Below are 16,117 nucleotides of genomic sequence, written 5' to 3'. Positions count from 1 at the left end.
TCGCCCCTCCCTTCGCACCCGTTTCGCGCGCAAACGCTTGTTTTTCCGGACGATTTCACGCCGCGCCGCTGCACCGCAGCGGGGCGCGCACGCCAAATCGGCTAAAATTATCGGTTTTCACTCAGTCGGCGCGCCGTGCCTGCGCGTGCCGGCGATTCATCCGCAATGTCTCTCTTCCGCAAGAAAAACGTCGATCGCATGATCGCCGGCGCGCAAGCCGCCGGGCTCAAGAAAGCGCTCGGCGCGATCGACCTCACGTTCCTCGGCATCGGCGCGATCATCGGCACCGGCATTTTCGTGCTGACCGGCACCGGCGCCGTGCAGGCCGGCCCCGCACTGATGCTGTCGTTCGTGATCGCCGCGATCGCGTGCGGCCTGGCCGCCTTGTCGTACGCGGAGTTCGCGTCGTCGATCCCCGTCGCCGGCTCGATCTACACGTATTCGTACGCGACGCTCGGCGAGCTCGTCGCGTGGATCATCGGCTGGGACCTGATGCTCGAGTACGGCCTCGCGTCGTCTGCCGTGTCGGTCGGCTGGTCGGGCTACCTGCAATCGCTGCTGCAGGGCTTCGGGCTGTCGCTGCCGACCGTGCTGACGGCCGCGCCCGGCGCGATGCCGGGCGTCACCACGTGGTTCAACCTGCCCGCCTTCCTCGTGATGATCGTGATCACGACGCTGCTGTCGATCGGCATCCGCGAATCGACCCGCATCAACAACATCATGGTGTTCATCAAGGTGTCGGTCGTGCTGCTCGTGATCGCGGTCGGCCTGTTCCACGTGACGCCCGCGAACTGGAAGCCGTTCATGCCGCACGGCTGGAACGGCGTGTTCGGCGCGGCCGCCGTGATGTTCTTCGCGTTCATCGGCTTCGACGCGGTGTCGTCGGCGGCCGAGGAAGTGAAGAACCCGAAGCGCGATCTGCCGATCGGCATCATCGCGTCGCTCGCGGTGTGCGCGGTGCTGTACGTGACGGTCGCCGCGGTCGCGACCGGCATCGTGCCGTCGGCCCAGTACGCGAACATCTCGCACCCGATCTCGTACGCGCTGCAGGTCGCCGGCGAGAAATGGGTCGCGGGCTTCATCGATCTGGGCGCGGTGCTCGGCATGCTGACCGTGATCCTCGTGATGAGCTACGGCCAGACGCGTGTGATCTTCGCGATGTCGCGCGACGGGCTGCTGCCGGCCGCGCTGTCGCGCGTGCATCCGCGTTTTGCGACGCCGTTCCTGACGACCTGGCTGGTCGGCCTGTTCTTCGGGCTGATCGCCGCGCTCGTGCCGCTCAACGTGCTCGCCGAGCTGATCAACATCGGCACGCTCGCGGCGTTCTCGATGGTGTCGATCGCCGTGCTCGTGCTGCGCCGCACGCACCCGGAGCTGCCGCGCGCGTTCCGCTGCCCGGGCGTGCCCGTGGTGCCGATCCTCGCGGTCGCGTCGTGCCTGTTCCTGATGCTGAACCTGCAGCCCGTCACGTGGGCCGCGTTCGGCATCTGGCTCGTGATCGGCCTCGTGATCTACTTCCTGTACTCGCGGCACCACTCGAAGCTCGCGCACGGCCACCCCGACGCGCACTGATCGCCGCCGTGCCGCACGCGGCACGGTGCGCACCCGCGGGCCGGTTACCGGCCCCGCTCGCCCTCCCTTCTTCTGTTTCACGCATCACGCCACGTTGCCTTTCCTGCAACGGTCCGCGCGTCAATTCCGATTTCCATTTGCCGTTTTTCGAATGCCGGTATATTCGATTTCGATCGAAAAATCGATCGATCTAAAATGTCATTGAATTGAATATAAATAGAAGAAAATAATATCGTGCCCAGCATTGAACTCTTGCATCGGCCAAACTAGTATTCAGTCGGCTGGCCGCGTTCCTCGCCCAGCCCCGATCAGACGGGGTTCTGCGCCGCAGCGGGCGCAACGCGATGCAATCGATTCAATCGAAGCGTCTTTTCATCAAACGGAAATTCATTGCACGTTCACAAGCGAGTTTTTCAGAACCTTTTTAATTAAAAAATAAAACCGGATAAATCCGGTCGCTGGTATTGAATTGCCTCCATCCGGAGGCATGTCGCTGCACCTGTCCGAAGTTCAACAAAAACCTGAGAGGTCTTTCATGAGCAATACATTGGTCAACGTCACGGCGAAGGTCGAAATCAGCGCGACCAACCAGACGATTACGGGGCTCAAGGATTATCAGAGCAAGAACTGGGCGATCGGGCTGAACGGGGATACGCTGGCACCGGACGGTTTCCTGACGTTCTTCACCGAGCGCAACCTGCCGTTCAGCTACTACGTCCGCGCGCGTGGCGTCTCGGTCGGCGAGCCGAGCGCGTACCAGGCGAATATCGAAACGCTGACGCAGCACATCAACGCGATTCGCGCGTCGGAGACGAACCTCGTCCAGGCGACGATCCGCGAGCTCGAGCTGTACAAGTCGAGGAACTGGGCGATCGGCCTGAACGGCACGACACTGCAGCCGGACAACTTCCTGCCGTTCTTCGGCACGCGCTCCGTGCCGTTCGAGTACTACGTGCGCAGCGGCGGCGTCGAGCTTGGCTCGCCGAGCGCGTATGACACCAACATCCGCAACCTGACGCAGTACCTGGGCTCGCTCTGACGCATCGCCCCGCCGGGCGGATGCATCCGCCCGGCGCCTGCCGACCGCCCCGTCACGGGCCGCGCTGCCCGCCTTCCTTGCCGCCGCGCCTCGCCCTTCCCCGTCTTGCCTCTTCCCCGTCGCCTGCACGCTTGCCCCGGCCGGTTCATAATCGCGCCATCGAACGGCGGCCCGCATCGGCGGTGTCGCCCGGCAACAGGAAGAAGATGATGGAAAGCGTCGATCTCGATGTATTGAAATCCAGTGCGCGCTGGCTCGAAGAAGGGCGTCGCGTGCTGCTCGTGACGGTCGTGAAGACGTGGGGCTCGTCGCCGCGCCCCGAAGGCGCGATGCTCGCGGTGCGCGAGGACGGCCTGGTGGTCGGCTCGGTGTCCGGCGGATGCATCGAGGACGACCTGATCGCCCGCGTGCACGCGAGCGGCATCGCGGCCGATGCGCGCCCGGAAGCGCTCAAGTACGGCGTGACGGCCGAGGAAGCGCACCGCTTCGGCTTGCCGTGCGGCGGCACGATCCAGCTCGTGCTCGAACCGCTCACGCGCGACAGCGGCGTCGCCGCGCTGTGCGCGGAAGTCGAGGCCGGCCGCCTCGTCACGCGCACGATGACGCTCGCGACCGGCCGCGCATCGCTGTCGCCCGCGCAGGCGACCGACGGGCTCGCGTTCGACGGCGAACGGCTCGTGACGATCCACGGGCCGCGCTACCGGATGCTCGTGATCGGCGCCGGCCAGTTGTCGCGCTACCTGTGCCAGATCGCGGTCGGGCTCGACTACCAGGTGACGGTATGCGATCCGCGCGACGAATACACGGATGCGTGGGACGTGCCGGGCACGCGCGTCGTGCATACGATGCCCGACGATACGGTGCTCGACATGAAGCTCGATGCGCGTTCGGCCGTGATCGCGCTCACGCACGACCCGAAGCTGGACGATCTCGCGCTGATGGAGGCGCTGAAGACGCCCGCGTTCTACGTGGGCGCGCTCGGCTCGCGGCGCAACAACGCGGCGCGGCGCGAGCGGCTGCGCGAATTCGATCTGAGCGAAGTGGAACTGGCGCGGCTGCACGGGCCGGCCGGCATCTACATCGGCAGCCGGACGCCGCCGGAAATCGCGATCTCGATCCTTGCCGAGATCACCGCCGCGAAGAACAACGTGTCGCTGCCGACGATCCTGCAGGTCGAAGGCGCGAAGGCCGCGCGCGAAATCGCGGCGAACAGCGGCGCGGCCTGCGGCCTCTGACCCGCGGCGGCGGGCGGCCGCGCGCTCGCCGTCGGGCGCAGGCCCCGGCCGGCGCGAACGTCGATCAGGTCAGGCCGGCAGCCAGCGCGGCGGCGACCGAACCGACCACCAGCACGACGCCGACCGTGCGGCGCTTGTTCAGCTCGGTCCACAGCAGCACGCCCGTCAGCGACAGCAGGATCAGCGAGCCGGCGATCGTATCCATCAGCAGCACCCAGCCGAGATTCATCCCGACGCCGCGATGCAGGTTGTTCAGCGTCGTCAGGAACGTGTTGCCCGTGCGCTTCACCGACACGTAGCCGTTGCCGACCCAGTATTCGCCCTGCAGGTTCTGGTGCGGCCCGAACACGCCGAATTGCCAGTGCTCGGGCTGCATCACGCGCTTGTCGCCCCACGCGACGGCCTGCGCGGGCTCCTTGCGCATGCGGCCCGGCTTGCCGTCGAAATGCAGCTCCTGCTGCAGCCACTTCGTCATCGCGGCGGGCGTCTTCGGCACCGGATCCGGCAGCGCGATCTGCATCTCCTCGACCTGCGGCTCGCCGGTCGAGATCTTCAGCGGCGGCGCGCGGTGGTTCAGCACCACGCCGGTCACGCCGAACAGCAACCCGAGCACCGCGCCCCACAGCCCGACCCAGCCGTGCACCTTGCGCAGCCACTTGATGAAGGTCGCGCGGCGCGAGCGCCGGCGGCGCGCGGCCAGCTCGTCGTCGTTCAGCGGGCGGCCCGCCGGGTGCAGCACGGTGACGCCGCCGCGCGGCATGCCCGTCTTGGGCGGGTCGATCGTTTCGGGCGCGTTCACGCGAAGGTATCCATTCGTTCAAAACGACGGGCGGCGCGCAGGAAATGCGCGCCGCCCGGGCAACATGAAAATGAGAATGGATATCATTACATAAATCGGAAGGCGGCTCAATCCGTGCGCGTACGGACCGGCAGGACGCACGCCGCGCACGAACGCGGAAAAAAGGATGCATTGCGACCCGATGGCGACCGATAGACGCAACATGTCGACCGAATGATCCCGCCGACCACGGACGGCCGTCCGTCGGAAGCCACCCGGCGGCAGGCCGTTCAGCGCAACGGCGGCAACGGGAAACGCGGCGCGGCGGCGTCCGGCGCGGGCTCGGTGCGATCGAGCGCGTACAGCCACGCGAGCAGGTCGGCAACCGCCTGATAGAGCTGCGGCGGAATCCGGTCGTCGAGATCGACCTGCATCAGCAGCGACACCATCTCCGGCGCCGTGTGCACGTACAGCCCCGCATCGTGCGCACGCGCGACGATCATCTCGGCGAGCACGCCATAGCCCTTCGCGACCACGCGGGGCGCCGCATCGCCGCCTTTCGGGTCGTAGACGAGCGCGGCCGCGCGCTTGCGGGACGTCATGCTCATCGCAGCGCCTCGTCATCGTCGCCCGGCGCCCGCACGTCGGGGCCGCCGGCCGCGCCGCGCGCATACGCGGCGGCGGCCGTCTGCGCGGCGAACAGGTCGAAGCCGTCCGGCCCGTCGTCGACCGCGCGGATCGACAGCCCGCCCACCGTGAGCCCCGAGCCTTCGAGCCGCTGCCGCAGCGCGGCTTCGTGGCGCGTGAGGCGATCGGCGCCCGTCTGGTTCGCCCGCAGCCGGGCGAGGAGCTGCGCGCCGTTCAGCACCAGTTCCGCATCGACCGTGCCGAGCGACGGCAGCGTCAACGTGAGGCGCGTGCGCCACGCGATGCCGTCGCCCGTGTCGTCGCCGCCGCCGCGCGGTGCGCGGTGGCCCGGGTCGTCCGGTTCGATCGTCCAGTCGAGCCGCGCGCCGGGCCACGCCTCGCCGGTCCAGCGAAACTGGTCGGTCGCGAGCGCATCGAGCTGCTGTCGAACGAGCGGCACGGCGGCCGGATGCACCGTCGCGAGTGGCTGCGCCTGCAGATCGGACGATGCGGCGGCCAGCTCGGCGCGCGCGGGCGTCCAGCGCGTATCGGCGTGCGCGGCCAGCGGATCGGCGGTATCGGGCGGCAACGACGCGCCCGGCCGGGTCGCGGCCGGTGGGGCCTGCCCCGGGTCGCGCGCAGGAGCGCCGCCCTGGGCCGGCGGTGGCGCGCTGGCCCGCGCGGCGGCCGGCAGCGGCGGCGGGCGCTGCGCGAGCAGTTCGTCGAGCACGTCGGTCGGTTCGTGCGGGACGGCTGCCGGGTCGGCCGGCGCGAGCGCGGTGGCGAGGCGTGCCTGCGGCTCGCGCATGAGCGCCGCGAGCGGACGTTGGCCGGCCAGCCACTGCGCGAGATGGGATTCGTAGAAGAGGCCGCTTTCGCTCACGGTCTGCGCCAACGCCGCGCGCAACGCCGCGACCGGCGGCGGCACGGCCGCTTCGCGCACCGCCGTGGCGGACGATGCCGGATCGGCAGCCGGCGTGGACGACGCTGCGGGACCGGGCGCAGCCGGCGCGCGCGCCGGCACCGGCGTATCGGTGAGCAGCACGGCGGGATCGGCGAGCAGCGGGAGCCGGCCGACGATCGCCGGCGTCGCGTCGCCGCCCGAGCGCGAGATCGCGTCGAGCACGCGTCCGACATCGGACAGCGCGGTCTGCGTGGAAGCCAGGGGTGCGGCGGGCGGGCTGCCGGCCGGCGGCGGGGACGACGCGCCGGTGCCCGGCGTGCCGACCTGCGCGGTCGCGCCGCCGCCGGCGGGCGCCGCCACGGTGCCGGTCAGCAGGCTGTCGAGGCGGCTCGCCAGCAGCGCGGCCGCAACGGAGTCGATACCGGTCATGATCGGGGCCTGCTCAGCTCAGCCAACGGGTTGCGAATTCGTGCGCGGCACGCCGGTGCCGCGCACGGGAACAGCGCGCGCCGCGTGCGGCGCCGGGTGCCTCGCGCCGGTTTCCCGGCGAACGGCCCTACCCGCGCGCGCGATAGAGATCGGTCAATACCTGGGTCGAGCGCCGCGCCTCGAACAGCGCGGACAGCCGCGCGACGTCCGGGCTCGCGAGATCGCGGATCGCGGCGTCGTCGGCCAGGATGCGGCGGATCAGGTCGAGCTTGCGGCCGAGATCCGATTCGTCGAGCACGACGCCCGGATCGGCCTGCTTCAACCCGTCGACGAGTTGCATGAATTCGGCCTGCAACTCCGGCAACGCGTTCCAGTCGGCGCCGCGCGCGGCGCACAGCATCCGGCCCGACACGGCGGCGAGCGCCTCGTAACGCTCGAAGTATTCGGCCTTGTGATTCATCGTGTTGCTTCCGCTACCTGTTGCGCGGCCATCCGCGCGACTTCCGGGGCGATGCCCGTCCATGCTTCCTCGAGCGTCGCGAGCAAGCCGTCGACCTCGACCAGCATCGCGTCGCTCGCCTGCGCGTTCGCTTCCAGCAGCCGCCGGCCGATATACGCATACAACGCATTGAGCCGTTCGGCGATCTCGCCACCCGCGTCGCGGTTCAGCGACGCCTGCAGGCCGCTCTCGACGATCCGGATCGCCTTGCCGATCGCTTCGCCGCGCCCGGCGACGTTGTCCTGCTGCAAATGCATGCGCGCCAGCGCGATCGCCTGCCGCGCGCCCTGGTACAGCATCGCGATCAGCCGGTGCGGGGAGGCGCCCATCACCCCGGTCTCGACGCCGACACGCGCATACGCATTGGCTCCAGCGTGTCCTGGGGAAAACATGCGCTTCTCCTTGTTATTTGCCTTGGCTAGTCGGGAGCCGCCGCCGTGCGTCGCACGGTGCGGCTTTCACCGGAGTTATCGGAAGGGATTTGGAAAGCTTTAGGTGCGCGGGCGCCGCGCCGGCGTCCGATGCCGGTTCGCCGGCCCCGTCGTGCAAGCCTGGAACCGTCTCTGGATGCCCGTCGCCGTTAGCCGCCCCCGGATGCCCGTCGCCGGATGGCCGCTCAAACCGACATCTGCATGATGTCGTTGTAAGCGCTCACTAGCTTGTTGCGGACCTGGAGCCCGAACTGGAAGCCGATGTTGGCTTTCTGCATGTCGACCATCACGTCGTTCAGCGAGATGTTCGGCGCGCCGACCTCGAACGCCTTCGCCTCGCCCAGCGCGTGCTGCTGGTCGCCGCTGATCTTGTCGAGCGACGCCTTCATCGCGCTCGCGAACGTGCCGGCCGTCGCCGCGCCCGAGCCGGCCAGCGCCGCCGTCGGGCTCGCGACGCCGCCGGACGCCTGCGCGGCCATCGACTGCATCTGTTGCAACACCGAACCGATTCCGCTGACGTTCGCAGTCATGCTGTCCCCAGACATAGAGAAGAGACCCGGACGCACCGGGCGACCCGCCGGCGCCGCACCACGCGCACCATGCCGGATCGCGAAAAAGGATAGCAGCGCGGCGCGCGTCAAAGCCGCGAAAGTACGGGGGAAACCCCGCTCTTTTCGGTCGATCGGAGTGCGCCGCGGGTCACGATAATCGCATCGTGTCATTGTCCGCCCGCTCGTCCGAGCGAGCTCAGTCGTCCCGCTCCGGAGAAACTCGACGCATGGATTCGCAGGCCAACTCGCTGATCAACCCAGACGCCCGCGCGGGCCTCAGCCCGGCGCCAGGCGCCGCCGCGGCCGCCGCGTTGCCGGGCGCGGGCGGCGCAGGCGCGGACTTCGGGCTGGGCGGCTTCGCCGAACGCATTCCCGGCATCTCGCGGATGAAGGGCAACCCCAAGCTGCCGTTCGTGATCGCCGTCGCGTTCGCGATCGCCGCGATCACCGCGCTCGTGCTGTGGAGCCGGGCGCCCGACTACCGCGTGCTGTACAGCAACCTGTCGGACCGCGACGGCGGCGCGATCATCGCCGCGCTCCAGCAGGCAAACGTTCCCTACAAGTTCGCCGATGCCGGCGGCGCGATCCTCGTGCCGTCGAACCAGGTGCACGAAACGCGCCTGAAGCTCGCCGCGATGGGGCTGCCGAAGGGCGGCTCGGTCGGCTTCGAGCTGATGGACAACCAGAAATTCGGCATCAGCCAGTTCGCCGAGCAGATCAACTACCAGCGCGCGCTCGAAGGCGAACTGCAGCGCACCATCGAATCGATCAACGCCGTGCGCAGCGCGCGCGTGCATCTCGCGATCCCGAAGCCGTCGGTGTTCGTGCGCGACAAGGAAGCGCCGAGCGCGTCGGTGTTCGTCGACCTCTACCCGGGCCGCGTGCTCGACGAGGGCCAGGTGCAGGCGATCACGCGGATGGTGTCGTCCGGCGTGCCCGACATGCCGGCCAAGAACGTGACGATCGTCGACCAGGACGGCAACCTGCTGACCCAGACCGCATCCGCGTCCGGCCTCGACGCGAGCCAGCTCAAGTACGTGCAGCAGGTCGAGCACAACACGCAGAAGCGCATCGACGCGATCCTCGCGCCGATCTTCGGCGCCGGCAACGCACGCTCGCAGGTCAGCGCGGATCTCGATTTCTCGAAGATCGAGCAGACGTCGGAAAGCTACGGCCCGAACGGCAATCCGCAGCAATCCGCGATCCGCAGCCAGCAGACCAGCAGCTCGACCGAACTCGCGCAGGGCGGCGCGTCGGGCGTGCCGGGCGCGCTGTCGAACACGCCGCCGCAGCCCGCTTCCGCGCCGATCGTCGCCGGCAACGGCCAGAACGCGCCGCAGACCACGCCGGTCAGCGACCGCAAGGACCAGACGACCAACTACGAGCTCGACAAGACGATCCGCCATACCGAACAGCCGATGGGCAGCGTGAAGCGGCTGTCGGTCGCGGTCGTCGTCAACTACCAGCCGGTCGCCGACGCGAAGGGCCACGTGACGATGCAGCCGCTGCCGCCCGCGAAGCTCGCGCAGGTCGAACAGCTCGTGAAGGATGCGATGGGCTACGACGCGAAGCGCGGCGACTCGGTCAACGTCGTGAACAGCGCGTTCTCGACCGTGAGCGACCCGTACGCCGACCTGCCGTGGTGGCGCCAGCCAGACATGATCGCGATGGCGAAGGAAGCCGCGAAGTGGCTCGGCATCGCGGCGGCCGCGGCGGCGCTCTACTTCATGTTCGTGCGCCCGGCGATGCGCCGCGCGTTCCCGCCGCCCGAGCCGGCCGCGCCGGCGCTCGCGGCGCCGGAAGACACGGTGGCGCTCGACGGCCTGCCCGCGCTGGAGAAGGCCGCCGACGAACCCGATCCGCTGCTGCTCGGCTTCGAAAACGAGAAGAACCGCTACGAACGCAACCTTGACTACGCGCGCACGATCGCCCGCCAGGATCCGAAGATCGTCGCCACCGTCGTGAAGAACTGGGTGTCCGATGAACGCTGAAGGCTTGACCAAGAGCGCGCTGCTGCTGATGTCGATCGGCGAGGAAGAAGCCGCGCAGGTATTCAAGTTCCTCGCGCCGCGCGAGGTCCAGAAGATCGGCGTGGCGATGGCCGCGCTGAAGAACGTCACGCGCGAGCAGGTCGAGGACGTGCTGCAGGAGTTCGTGAAGGAAGCCGAGCAGCACACCGCGCTGTCGCTCGATTCGAACGAGTACATCCGCTCGGTGCTGACGAAGGCGCTCGGCGAGGACAAGGCCGGCGTGCTGATCGACCGCATCCTGCAGGGCAGCGACACGAGCGGCATCGAGGGCCTCAAGTGGATGGATTCGGCCGCGGTGGCCGAACTGATCAAGAACGAGCATCCGCAGATCATCGCGACGATCCTCGTGCACCTCGACCGCGACCAGGCGTCCGAAATCGCGTCGTGCTTCACCGAACGGCTGCGTAACGACGTGCTGCTGCGGATCGCGACGCTCGACGGCATCCAGCCGGCCGCGCTGCGCGAGCTCGACGACGTGCTGACGGGCCTGCTGTCCGGCAGCGACAACCTGAAGCGCAGCCCGATGGGCGGCATCCGCACCGCGGCCGAGATCCTGAACTTCATGACGAGCGTGCACGAGGAAGGCGTGCTCGAAAGCGTGCGCCAGTACGACGCCGATCTCGCGCAGAAGATCATCGACCAGATGTTCGTGTTCGAGAACCTGCTCGACCTCGAGGATCGCGCGATCCAGATGATCCTCAAGGAAGTCGAGTCGGAAACGCTGATCATCGCGCTGAAGGGCGCGCCGCCCGCGCTGCGCCAGAAGTTCCTCGCGAACATGTCGCAACGCGCGGCCGAACTGCTCGCCGAGGATCTCGACGCGCGCGGCCCGGTACGCGTGTCCGACGTCGAGACGCAGCAGCGCCGCATCCTGCAGATCGTGCGCAACCTGGCCGAGAGCGGCGCGATCGCGATCGGCGGCAAGGCGGAAGACGCGTATGTCTGATTCGGCGAGCGATCGCGTGGGCACCCTCACCGCTTACCAGCGGTGGGAGATGGCGTCGTTCGACCCGCCGCCGCCCCCGCCGCCGCCCGACGACGCGGCCGCCGCCGCCGCCGCGCTCGCCGAGGAACTGCAGCGCGTGCGCGACGCCGCGCACGCCGAAGGCCATGCGGCCGGCCACGTCGAAGGCCAGGCGCTCGGCTACCAGGCCGGTTTCGAGCAGGGCCGCGCCCAGGGTTTCGAGGCCGGCCAGGCCGACGCACGCGAACAGGCCGCGCAGCTCGCGACGCTCGCCGCGTCGTTCCGCGAAGCCGTGTCGGCGGTCGAACACGATGTCGCGTCCGACCTCGCGCAGCTCGCGCTCGACATCGCGCAACAGGTCGTGCGCCAGCACGTGAAGCACGACCCGGCTGCGCTGGTCGCCGCCGTGCGCGACGTGCTCGCGGCCGAACCCGCGCTGTCCGGCGCGCCGCATCTCGCGGTGAATCCGGCCGATCTGCCCGTCGTCGAAGCGTATCTGCAGGACGACCTCGACACGCTCGGCTGGAACGTGCGTACCGACGCGTCGATCGAGCGCGGCGGCTGCCGCGCGCACGCCGCGACCGGCGAGGTCGACGCGACGCTGCCCACGCGCTGGCAGCGCGTCGCCGCCGCGATCGGCAAGGTGAGCACGTGGTGACGCGCTCGCCCGACGCGCTCGCGCACGACGGCATGACGCCGCTCGAACGCGAGCTCGCGCTCGCGTCGTTCGGGCCGGCGGCCGCGTCCGATGCCGCGGATGGCGCCACGCCGCGTGGGGCAGCCTCGGCCGCCGCCGCCCCGCGTGCGCCGCACAACCCGCATCTCGCCCACTGGCGCACGCACCTGAACGGGCTCGCCGCGCGCAGCCACCACGCACTGCCGCTGCGGCCGTGCGGGCGCCTCACGCGCGCGGCCGGCCTCGTGCTCGAGGCGATCGGGCTGCGCCTGTCGGTCGGCGCCGAATGCACGATCGAACTGCCGCCCGGCAGCACGCTGACGCACGCGGAAGCCGAAGTCGTCGGCTTCGCCGGCGACCGCCTGTTCCTGATGCCGACCACCGACGTCGCCGGCGTGCTGCCCGGCGCACGCGTGTGGCCGCGCGAAAGCGCGCCGGTCACCGATCCGCTCGCGGGCGCGAAGCGGCTGCCGGTCGGCTGGGAAATGCTCGGGCGCGTCGTCGACGCGTCGGGGCGCCCGCTCGACGGCCTCGGCCCGCTCGCGTCGAAAGTCGATGCGCCGCTGTCGGCGCCGTCGATCAACCCGCTCGACCGCGAACCGATCCACCACGTGCTCGACGTCGGCGTGCGCGCGATCAACGCGCTGCTCACCGTCGGCCGCGGCCAGCGGATGGGCCTGTTCGCGGGCTCCGGCGTCGGCAAGTCGGTGCTGCTCGGCACGATGGCGCGCTACACGAGCGCGGAAGTGATCGTGATCGGCCTGATCGGCGAACGCGGCCGCGAAGTGAAGGAATTCATCGAACAGATCCTCGGCGAGGACGGGCTCGCGCGCTCGGTCGTCGTCGCGGCGCCGGCCGACGTGTCGCCGCTGTTGCGGATGCAGGGCGCCGCGTACGCGACGTCGCTCGCCGAGTATTTCCGCGACCAGGGCAAGCACGTGCTGCTGCTGATGGATTCGCTGACGCGCTACGCGATGGCGCAGCGCGAGATCGCGCTGGCGATCGGCGAGCCGCCCGCGACGAAGGGTTATCCGCCGTCGGTGTTCGCGAAGCTGCCCGCGCTCGTCGAGCGCACCGGCAACGGGCCCGAAGGCGGCGGCTCGATCACCGCGTTCTACACGGTGCTGACCGAAGGCGACGACCAGCAGGACCCGATCGCCGATTCGGCGCGCGCGATCCTCGACGGCCACATCGTGCTGTCGCGTGCGCTCGCCGAGGCCGGCCACTATCCCGCGATCGACATCGAGGCGTCGATCAGCCGCGCGATGACCGCGCTGATCGACGAAACGCATCTCGACCACGTGCGGCAGTTCAAGCAGATGCTGTCGCGCTACCAGCGCAACCGCGACCTGATCGCGGTCGGCGCGTACGCACCTGGCCGCGACGCGCAGCTCGATCGCGCGATCGCGCTCTACCCGCGCATCGAGGCGTTCCTGCAGCAGGGCTTTCGCGAATGCGCGCCGTTCGCATCGAGCCTCACCGCACTCGATGCGCTGTTCGACGCTTACGGAGGCTGATCCCGATGGCCCACGGCTTTCCCCTTCAGTTGCTGCTCGACCGTGCGCAGGACGACCTCGACTCGGCCGCGAAGCAGCTCGGCACCGCGCAGCGCGACCGCACCGCGGCGGCCGAACAGCTCGACGCGCTGCTGCGCTATCGCGACGAGTATCACGCGCGCTTCGCGCAATCCGCGCAGAGCGGGATGCCGGCCGGCAACTGGCGCAATTTCCAGGCGTTCATCGACACGCTCGATGCCGCGATCGCGCAGCAGCGCACCGTGCTCGCGGCGGCCGAAGTCCGCATCGACGAGGCGCGCCCGAACTGGCAGCAGAAGAAACGGACCGTCGGCTCGTATGAAATCCTGCAGGCGCGCGGCGTCGCGCAGGAAGCGCAGCGCGACGCCCGGCGCGAACAGCGCGACGCCGACGAACATGCCGCGAAGATCCTGCGCATGCGGGCCGACGCGGCCCGTTCGTCGTAACCGACCACCGCATTCGAACGAGAGAATCGTCATGCCTCCCCTGCCCCTGCTCGGCGCGCTGCTCGACACCGCCGGCGCCGCACTCAAGGCCGCCCGCGGCTCGGGTGCGTCCGCCACCAACGATACGTCGGCCGCCACGAGCGCCGTGCCGTTCGCGCAGACGCTCAAGCAAAGCGTCGCCACGCGCGACGATACGGCCCACGCCGGCACGCCGGACGCGTCGACCAATCAGGCTGCGTCGAAGCCGGCCGCCGGCGCGAAACCGTCCGGCACGGACGACGACAAGGCGACCGACGACACGGCCGCGAACGCCGCCACCGTCAACCCCGACGCCGCCGCACTCGCGGCCGCCGCGGCCGTGCAGGCGCAATTGCAGGCGCGCCCGGACACCGCGACGCCGGCCGACGCGGCGACCACCGCGGCCATTGCCGCCGCGGCCACCACGCAAAAGACGGCCGTGTCCGGCCAGCCGGACGCCACGGCGACGCTCGCCAATCATGCAACCGCGGATGCGGCCGCCCAGCCGACCGACCCGGCATCGAGCCGCGACGCGCTGCAAGCGGCGCTCGCCAAGCTGGCGGGTGGTGCGGGCGCGATTGCGATGCCGGCGACCGGCGCGAGCGCCGCCACGCCGACGGCACCGGCAGCGACCGCGTCGAACGCCGCCGCGCCGCTGACGCCGAAAGTCCCGACGTTCGACCGCACGCTCGCCGACGCGAAAGGCGCGCTCGCCACGCAACAGACGCCGACACAGATCACCGCGCAGGCCCTGCAGGCCGACGCGAACGCGCAATCGGGCGCCCAGCATGCGCTCGCGGCGGCCGCCAACGCGACGGCCCCGGCCGCCAGCGCGACGCTTGCGGCCGGCGCAACGGCTGCCGCCGCCGCGCAGGCGAACCTGCAACTGTCGCCGGCCGCCGGCGCGATCGCCGCGGCCAACGCGCACGTGCTCGCGCCGCACGTCGGCACGGCCGACTGGACGGACGCACTGAGCCAGAAAGTGGTGTTCCTGTCGAATGCGCACCAGCAGAGCGCCGAGCTGACGCTCAACCCGCCCGATCTCGGGCCGCTGCAGGTCGTGCTGCGCGTCGCGGACAACCATGCGCACGCGCTGTTCGTGTCGCAGCACGCGCAGGTGCGCGACGCGGTCGAAGCCGCGCTGCCGAAGCTGCGCGAGGCGATGGAAGCGGGCGGGCTCGGGCTCGGCAGCGCGACCGTCAGCGACGGCGGCCTCGCGTCGCAGCAACAGCAGCAAAACCCGCAGCAGACCTTCGCCCACGGCCAGTCGCCGCGACGCGGAAACGGCGGATCGTCAGCCGTCGATGCACCCGTCGACGCCGCGCAATCCGCACCGGTCGCCGCGCGCGCGAGCCGCGCCGGCCTCGTCGATACGTTTGCCTGAGCATGGCCGTGGCCGCACGCGCCGCGTTCAGCGGCCGTGCACCGCGGCAGCCGCCTCGCCGCGCGGCACCCCGCCCTTGCGCGCGGCGACGATGAAGTCCGCCGCGCGCTCGCCGATCATCACCGACGGCGCATTCGTGTTCCCGCCGACCAGCGTCGGCATCACCGACGCATCCACCACCCGCAGCCCGTCGACGCCGCGCACGCGCAGTTGCGGATCGACGACCGCGCGCACGTCCGAGCCCATCCGGCAGGTGCCGACCGGGTGATAGATCGTGTCCGCATGCGCGACGATCGTCGCGCGCAGCTCCGCTTCGCTCTGGTCCGGCCGCGTGTACAGCTCGCGCCCGCCCTGCGACGCGAGCGGCGCCTGCGACAGGATGCGGCGCATCGCGTGCGTGCCGCGCACCAGCAGGTCGAGGTCGCGTGAATCGCTGAAGAAGCGCGGATCGATCAACGGCGCGTCGCGCGCATCGCCGCTCGCGAGCGCGACCGTGCCGCGGCTGAACGGCCGCAGCGCGCACACGTGCAGCGAATAGCCGAAACCCCAGTGCATCTTGCGGTTGTGATCGTCGACGAGCGCCGTGCAGAAATGCAGTTGCAGGTCGGGCCGCGCGAGCGACGGATCGCTCTTGATGAAGCCGCCGGCCTCCGCGACGTTGCTCGTCATCATCCCCGTGCGGCGCGAGAAATAGCGCACGAGCGCCGGCGTCATCTTCGCGATCCCGCGCAGGCACACGCCGACCAGTTCCGACGAATTCACGCGCGTGTTGATGATGAAGTCGATGTGGTCGATCAGGTTCGCGCCGACGTCCGGCGCATCCTGCACGACCGCGATCCCGTGCCGGCGCAACTGATCGGCCGGGCCGATCCCCGAACACATCAGCAATTGCGGCGAATTGAACGCGCCGGCCGACAGGATCACTTCCGCGCGCGCGCCGAGCGTCTCGACGCGCCCGTTGCGCGACACGACGACGCCGACCGCGCGCTTGCCGTCGAA

16 protein-coding genes are annotated in these 16,117 nt (G+C 69.9%); 9 read left to right on the top strand and 7 right to left on the bottom strand.

The window, feature by feature from the left end:
- The first annotated feature begins 165 nt into the window (after positions 1-165).
- The 3 genes from bcaP to AC3IFE_RS13900 all read left to right on the top strand — a co-directional run bounded on the left by bcaP (position 166) and on the right by AC3IFE_RS13900 (position 3,846).
- On the top strand, positions 166-1,572 hold the full coding sequence (gene bcaP / locus AC3IFE_RS13910; RefSeq protein WP_089468697.1) for a branched-chain amino acid transporter BcaP: 1,407 nt from the start codon (positions 166-168) through the stop codon (positions 1,570-1,572).
- 535 nt (positions 1,573-2,107) lie between these two features.
- Entirely contained in the window at positions 2,108-2,611 is a 504-nt protein-coding gene (locus tag AC3IFE_RS13905; protein ID WP_089468698.1) for a hypothetical protein, read from the top strand.
- 209 nt (positions 2,612-2,820) lie between these two features.
- The gene (locus tag AC3IFE_RS13900; RefSeq protein WP_089468806.1) at positions 2,821-3,846 is read left to right on the top strand and encodes an XdhC family protein; all 1,026 of its coding nucleotides are present in this window, start codon (positions 2,821-2,823) and stop codon (positions 3,844-3,846) included.
- A gap of 64 nt (positions 3,847-3,910) precedes the next feature.
- On the opposite strand, the gene AC3IFE_RS13895 is transcribed toward AC3IFE_RS13900, so the two are convergent.
- From AC3IFE_RS13895 to fliE, 6 genes are all read right to left on the bottom strand, one after another.
- Positions 3,911-4,645, bottom strand: coding sequence for a PepSY-associated TM helix domain-containing protein (locus tag AC3IFE_RS13895; RefSeq protein WP_301739833.1), 735 nt, complete (start codon positions 4,643-4,645; stop codon positions 3,911-3,913).
- A 269-nt stretch (positions 4,646-4,914) separates the two neighbouring features.
- Complete coding sequence (locus tag AC3IFE_RS13890; protein WP_059583955.1) at positions 4,915-5,232, bottom strand: EscU/YscU/HrcU family type III secretion system export apparatus switch protein; 318 nt, start codon at positions 5,230-5,232, stop codon at positions 4,915-4,917.
- A complete protein-coding gene (gene fliK, locus AC3IFE_RS13885; RefSeq protein WP_489190869.1) occupies positions 5,229-6,584 on the bottom strand; it encodes a flagellar hook-length control protein FliK in 1,356 nt (451 codons plus the stop codon). Before fliK ends, AC3IFE_RS13890 begins: the two co-directional genes overlap by 4 nt.
- Before the next feature lie 127 nt (positions 6,585-6,711).
- Positions 6,712-7,044 (bottom strand): flagellar protein FliT, encoded by a 333-nt coding sequence (locus AC3IFE_RS13880; protein WP_089468701.1) that lies wholly within the window; start codon positions 7,042-7,044, stop codon positions 6,712-6,714.
- Positions 7,041-7,475, bottom strand: coding sequence for a flagellar export chaperone FliS (gene fliS, locus AC3IFE_RS13875; protein WP_089468702.1), 435 nt, complete (start codon positions 7,473-7,475; stop codon positions 7,041-7,043). The genes AC3IFE_RS13880 and fliS overlap by 4 nt, the downstream gene beginning before the upstream one ends.
- Positions 7,476-7,699: 224 nt before the next feature.
- Positions 7,700-8,044, bottom strand: coding sequence for a flagellar hook-basal body complex protein FliE (fliE, locus tag AC3IFE_RS13870; RefSeq protein WP_006486991.1), 345 nt, complete (start codon positions 8,042-8,044; stop codon positions 7,700-7,702).
- Positions 8,045-8,292: 248 nt separating this feature from the next.
- On the opposite strand from fliE, the gene fliF reads away from it, so the two are divergent.
- Genes fliF through AC3IFE_RS13840 form a run of 6 tightly spaced genes read left to right on the top strand, consistent with a single transcriptional unit; the run spans position 8,293 to position 15,118 of the window.
- Positions 8,293-10,056 carry a flagellar basal-body MS-ring/collar protein FliF gene (gene fliF, locus AC3IFE_RS13865; protein WP_089468703.1) on the top strand — a complete coding sequence of 588 codons (1,764 nt, stop codon included), beginning with the start codon at positions 8,293-8,295 and terminating at the stop codon, positions 10,054-10,056.
- Positions 10,046-11,041, top strand: coding sequence for a flagellar motor switch protein FliG (gene fliG / locus AC3IFE_RS13860; protein ID WP_050014223.1), 996 nt, complete (start codon positions 10,046-10,048; stop codon positions 11,039-11,041). The genes fliF and fliG overlap by 11 nt, the downstream gene beginning before the upstream one ends.
- A complete protein-coding gene (fliH, locus tag AC3IFE_RS13855; RefSeq protein WP_489190868.1) occupies positions 11,034-11,717 on the top strand; it encodes a flagellar assembly protein FliH in 684 nt (227 codons plus the stop codon). Before fliG ends, fliH begins: the two co-directional genes overlap by 8 nt.
- 32 nt (positions 11,718-11,749) lie before the next feature.
- Positions 11,750-13,252 (top strand): flagellar protein export ATPase FliI, encoded by a 1,503-nt coding sequence (gene fliI / locus AC3IFE_RS13850; RefSeq protein ID WP_489190885.1) that lies wholly within the window; start codon positions 11,750-11,752, stop codon positions 13,250-13,252.
- 5 nt (positions 13,253-13,257) lie between these two features.
- Positions 13,258-13,716 (top strand): flagellar export protein FliJ, encoded by a 459-nt coding sequence (gene fliJ, locus AC3IFE_RS13845; RefSeq protein ID WP_089468707.1) that lies wholly within the window; start codon positions 13,258-13,260, stop codon positions 13,714-13,716.
- A 31-nt stretch (positions 13,717-13,747) separates the two neighbouring features.
- Positions 13,748-15,118 (top strand): flagellar hook-length control protein FliK, encoded by a 1,371-nt coding sequence (locus AC3IFE_RS13840; protein ID WP_489190867.1) that lies wholly within the window; start codon positions 13,748-13,750, stop codon positions 15,116-15,118.
- Between the two features lie 27 nt (positions 15,119-15,145).
- Here AC3IFE_RS13840 and AC3IFE_RS13835 read toward each other — a convergent pair.
- On the bottom strand, positions 15,146-16,117 hold a 972-nt coding region (locus tag AC3IFE_RS13835; protein ID WP_489190866.1), incomplete at its 5' end, for a GMC family oxidoreductase.

This window comes from Burkholderia sp. APQ4-4ca (assembly GCF_057837105.1).
Note: the sequence above shows the minus strand (reverse complement) of the source record. Positions and strands in the feature narration are given on the sequence as shown.

Excerpts from the sequence above, each read along its gene's own strand:
- bcaP (WP_089468697.1), top strand. The coding sequence starts at position 166 with ATGTCTCTCTTCCGCAAGAAAAACGTCGATCGCATGATCGCCGGCGCG.
- AC3IFE_RS13905 (WP_089468698.1), top strand. The coding sequence starts at position 2,108 with ATGAGCAATACATTGGTCAACGTCACGGCGAAGGTCGAAATCAGCGCG.
- AC3IFE_RS13900 (WP_089468806.1), top strand. The coding sequence starts at position 2,821 with ATGGAAAGCGTCGATCTCGATGTATTGAAATCCAGTGCGCGCTGGCTC.
- AC3IFE_RS13890 (WP_059583955.1), bottom strand. The coding sequence starts at position 5,232 with ATGAGCATGACGTCCCGCAAGCGCGCGGCCGCGCTCGTCTACGACCCG.
- fliK (WP_489190869.1), bottom strand. The coding sequence starts at position 6,584 with ATGACCGGTATCGACTCCGTTGCGGCCGCGCTGCTGGCGAGCCGCCTC.
- AC3IFE_RS13880 (WP_089468701.1), bottom strand. The coding sequence starts at position 7,044 with ATGAATCACAAGGCCGAATACTTCGAGCGTTACGAGGCGCTCGCCGCC.
- fliS (WP_089468702.1), bottom strand. The coding sequence starts at position 7,475 with ATGTTTTCCCCAGGACACGCTGGAGCCAATGCGTATGCGCGTGTCGGC.
- fliE (WP_006486991.1), bottom strand. The coding sequence starts at position 8,044 with ATGACTGCGAACGTCAGCGGAATCGGTTCGGTGTTGCAACAGATGCAG.
- fliF (WP_089468703.1), top strand. The coding sequence starts at position 8,293 with ATGGATTCGCAGGCCAACTCGCTGATCAACCCAGACGCCCGCGCGGGC.
- fliG (WP_050014223.1), top strand. The coding sequence starts at position 10,046 with ATGAACGCTGAAGGCTTGACCAAGAGCGCGCTGCTGCTGATGTCGATC.
- fliH (WP_489190868.1), top strand. The coding sequence starts at position 11,034 with ATGTCTGATTCGGCGAGCGATCGCGTGGGCACCCTCACCGCTTACCAG.
- fliI (WP_489190885.1), top strand. The coding sequence starts at position 11,750 with ATGACGCCGCTCGAACGCGAGCTCGCGCTCGCGTCGTTCGGGCCGGCG.
- fliJ (WP_089468707.1), top strand. The coding sequence starts at position 13,258 with ATGGCCCACGGCTTTCCCCTTCAGTTGCTGCTCGACCGTGCGCAGGAC.
- AC3IFE_RS13840 (WP_489190867.1), top strand. The coding sequence starts at position 13,748 with ATGCCTCCCCTGCCCCTGCTCGGCGCGCTGCTCGACACCGCCGGCGCC.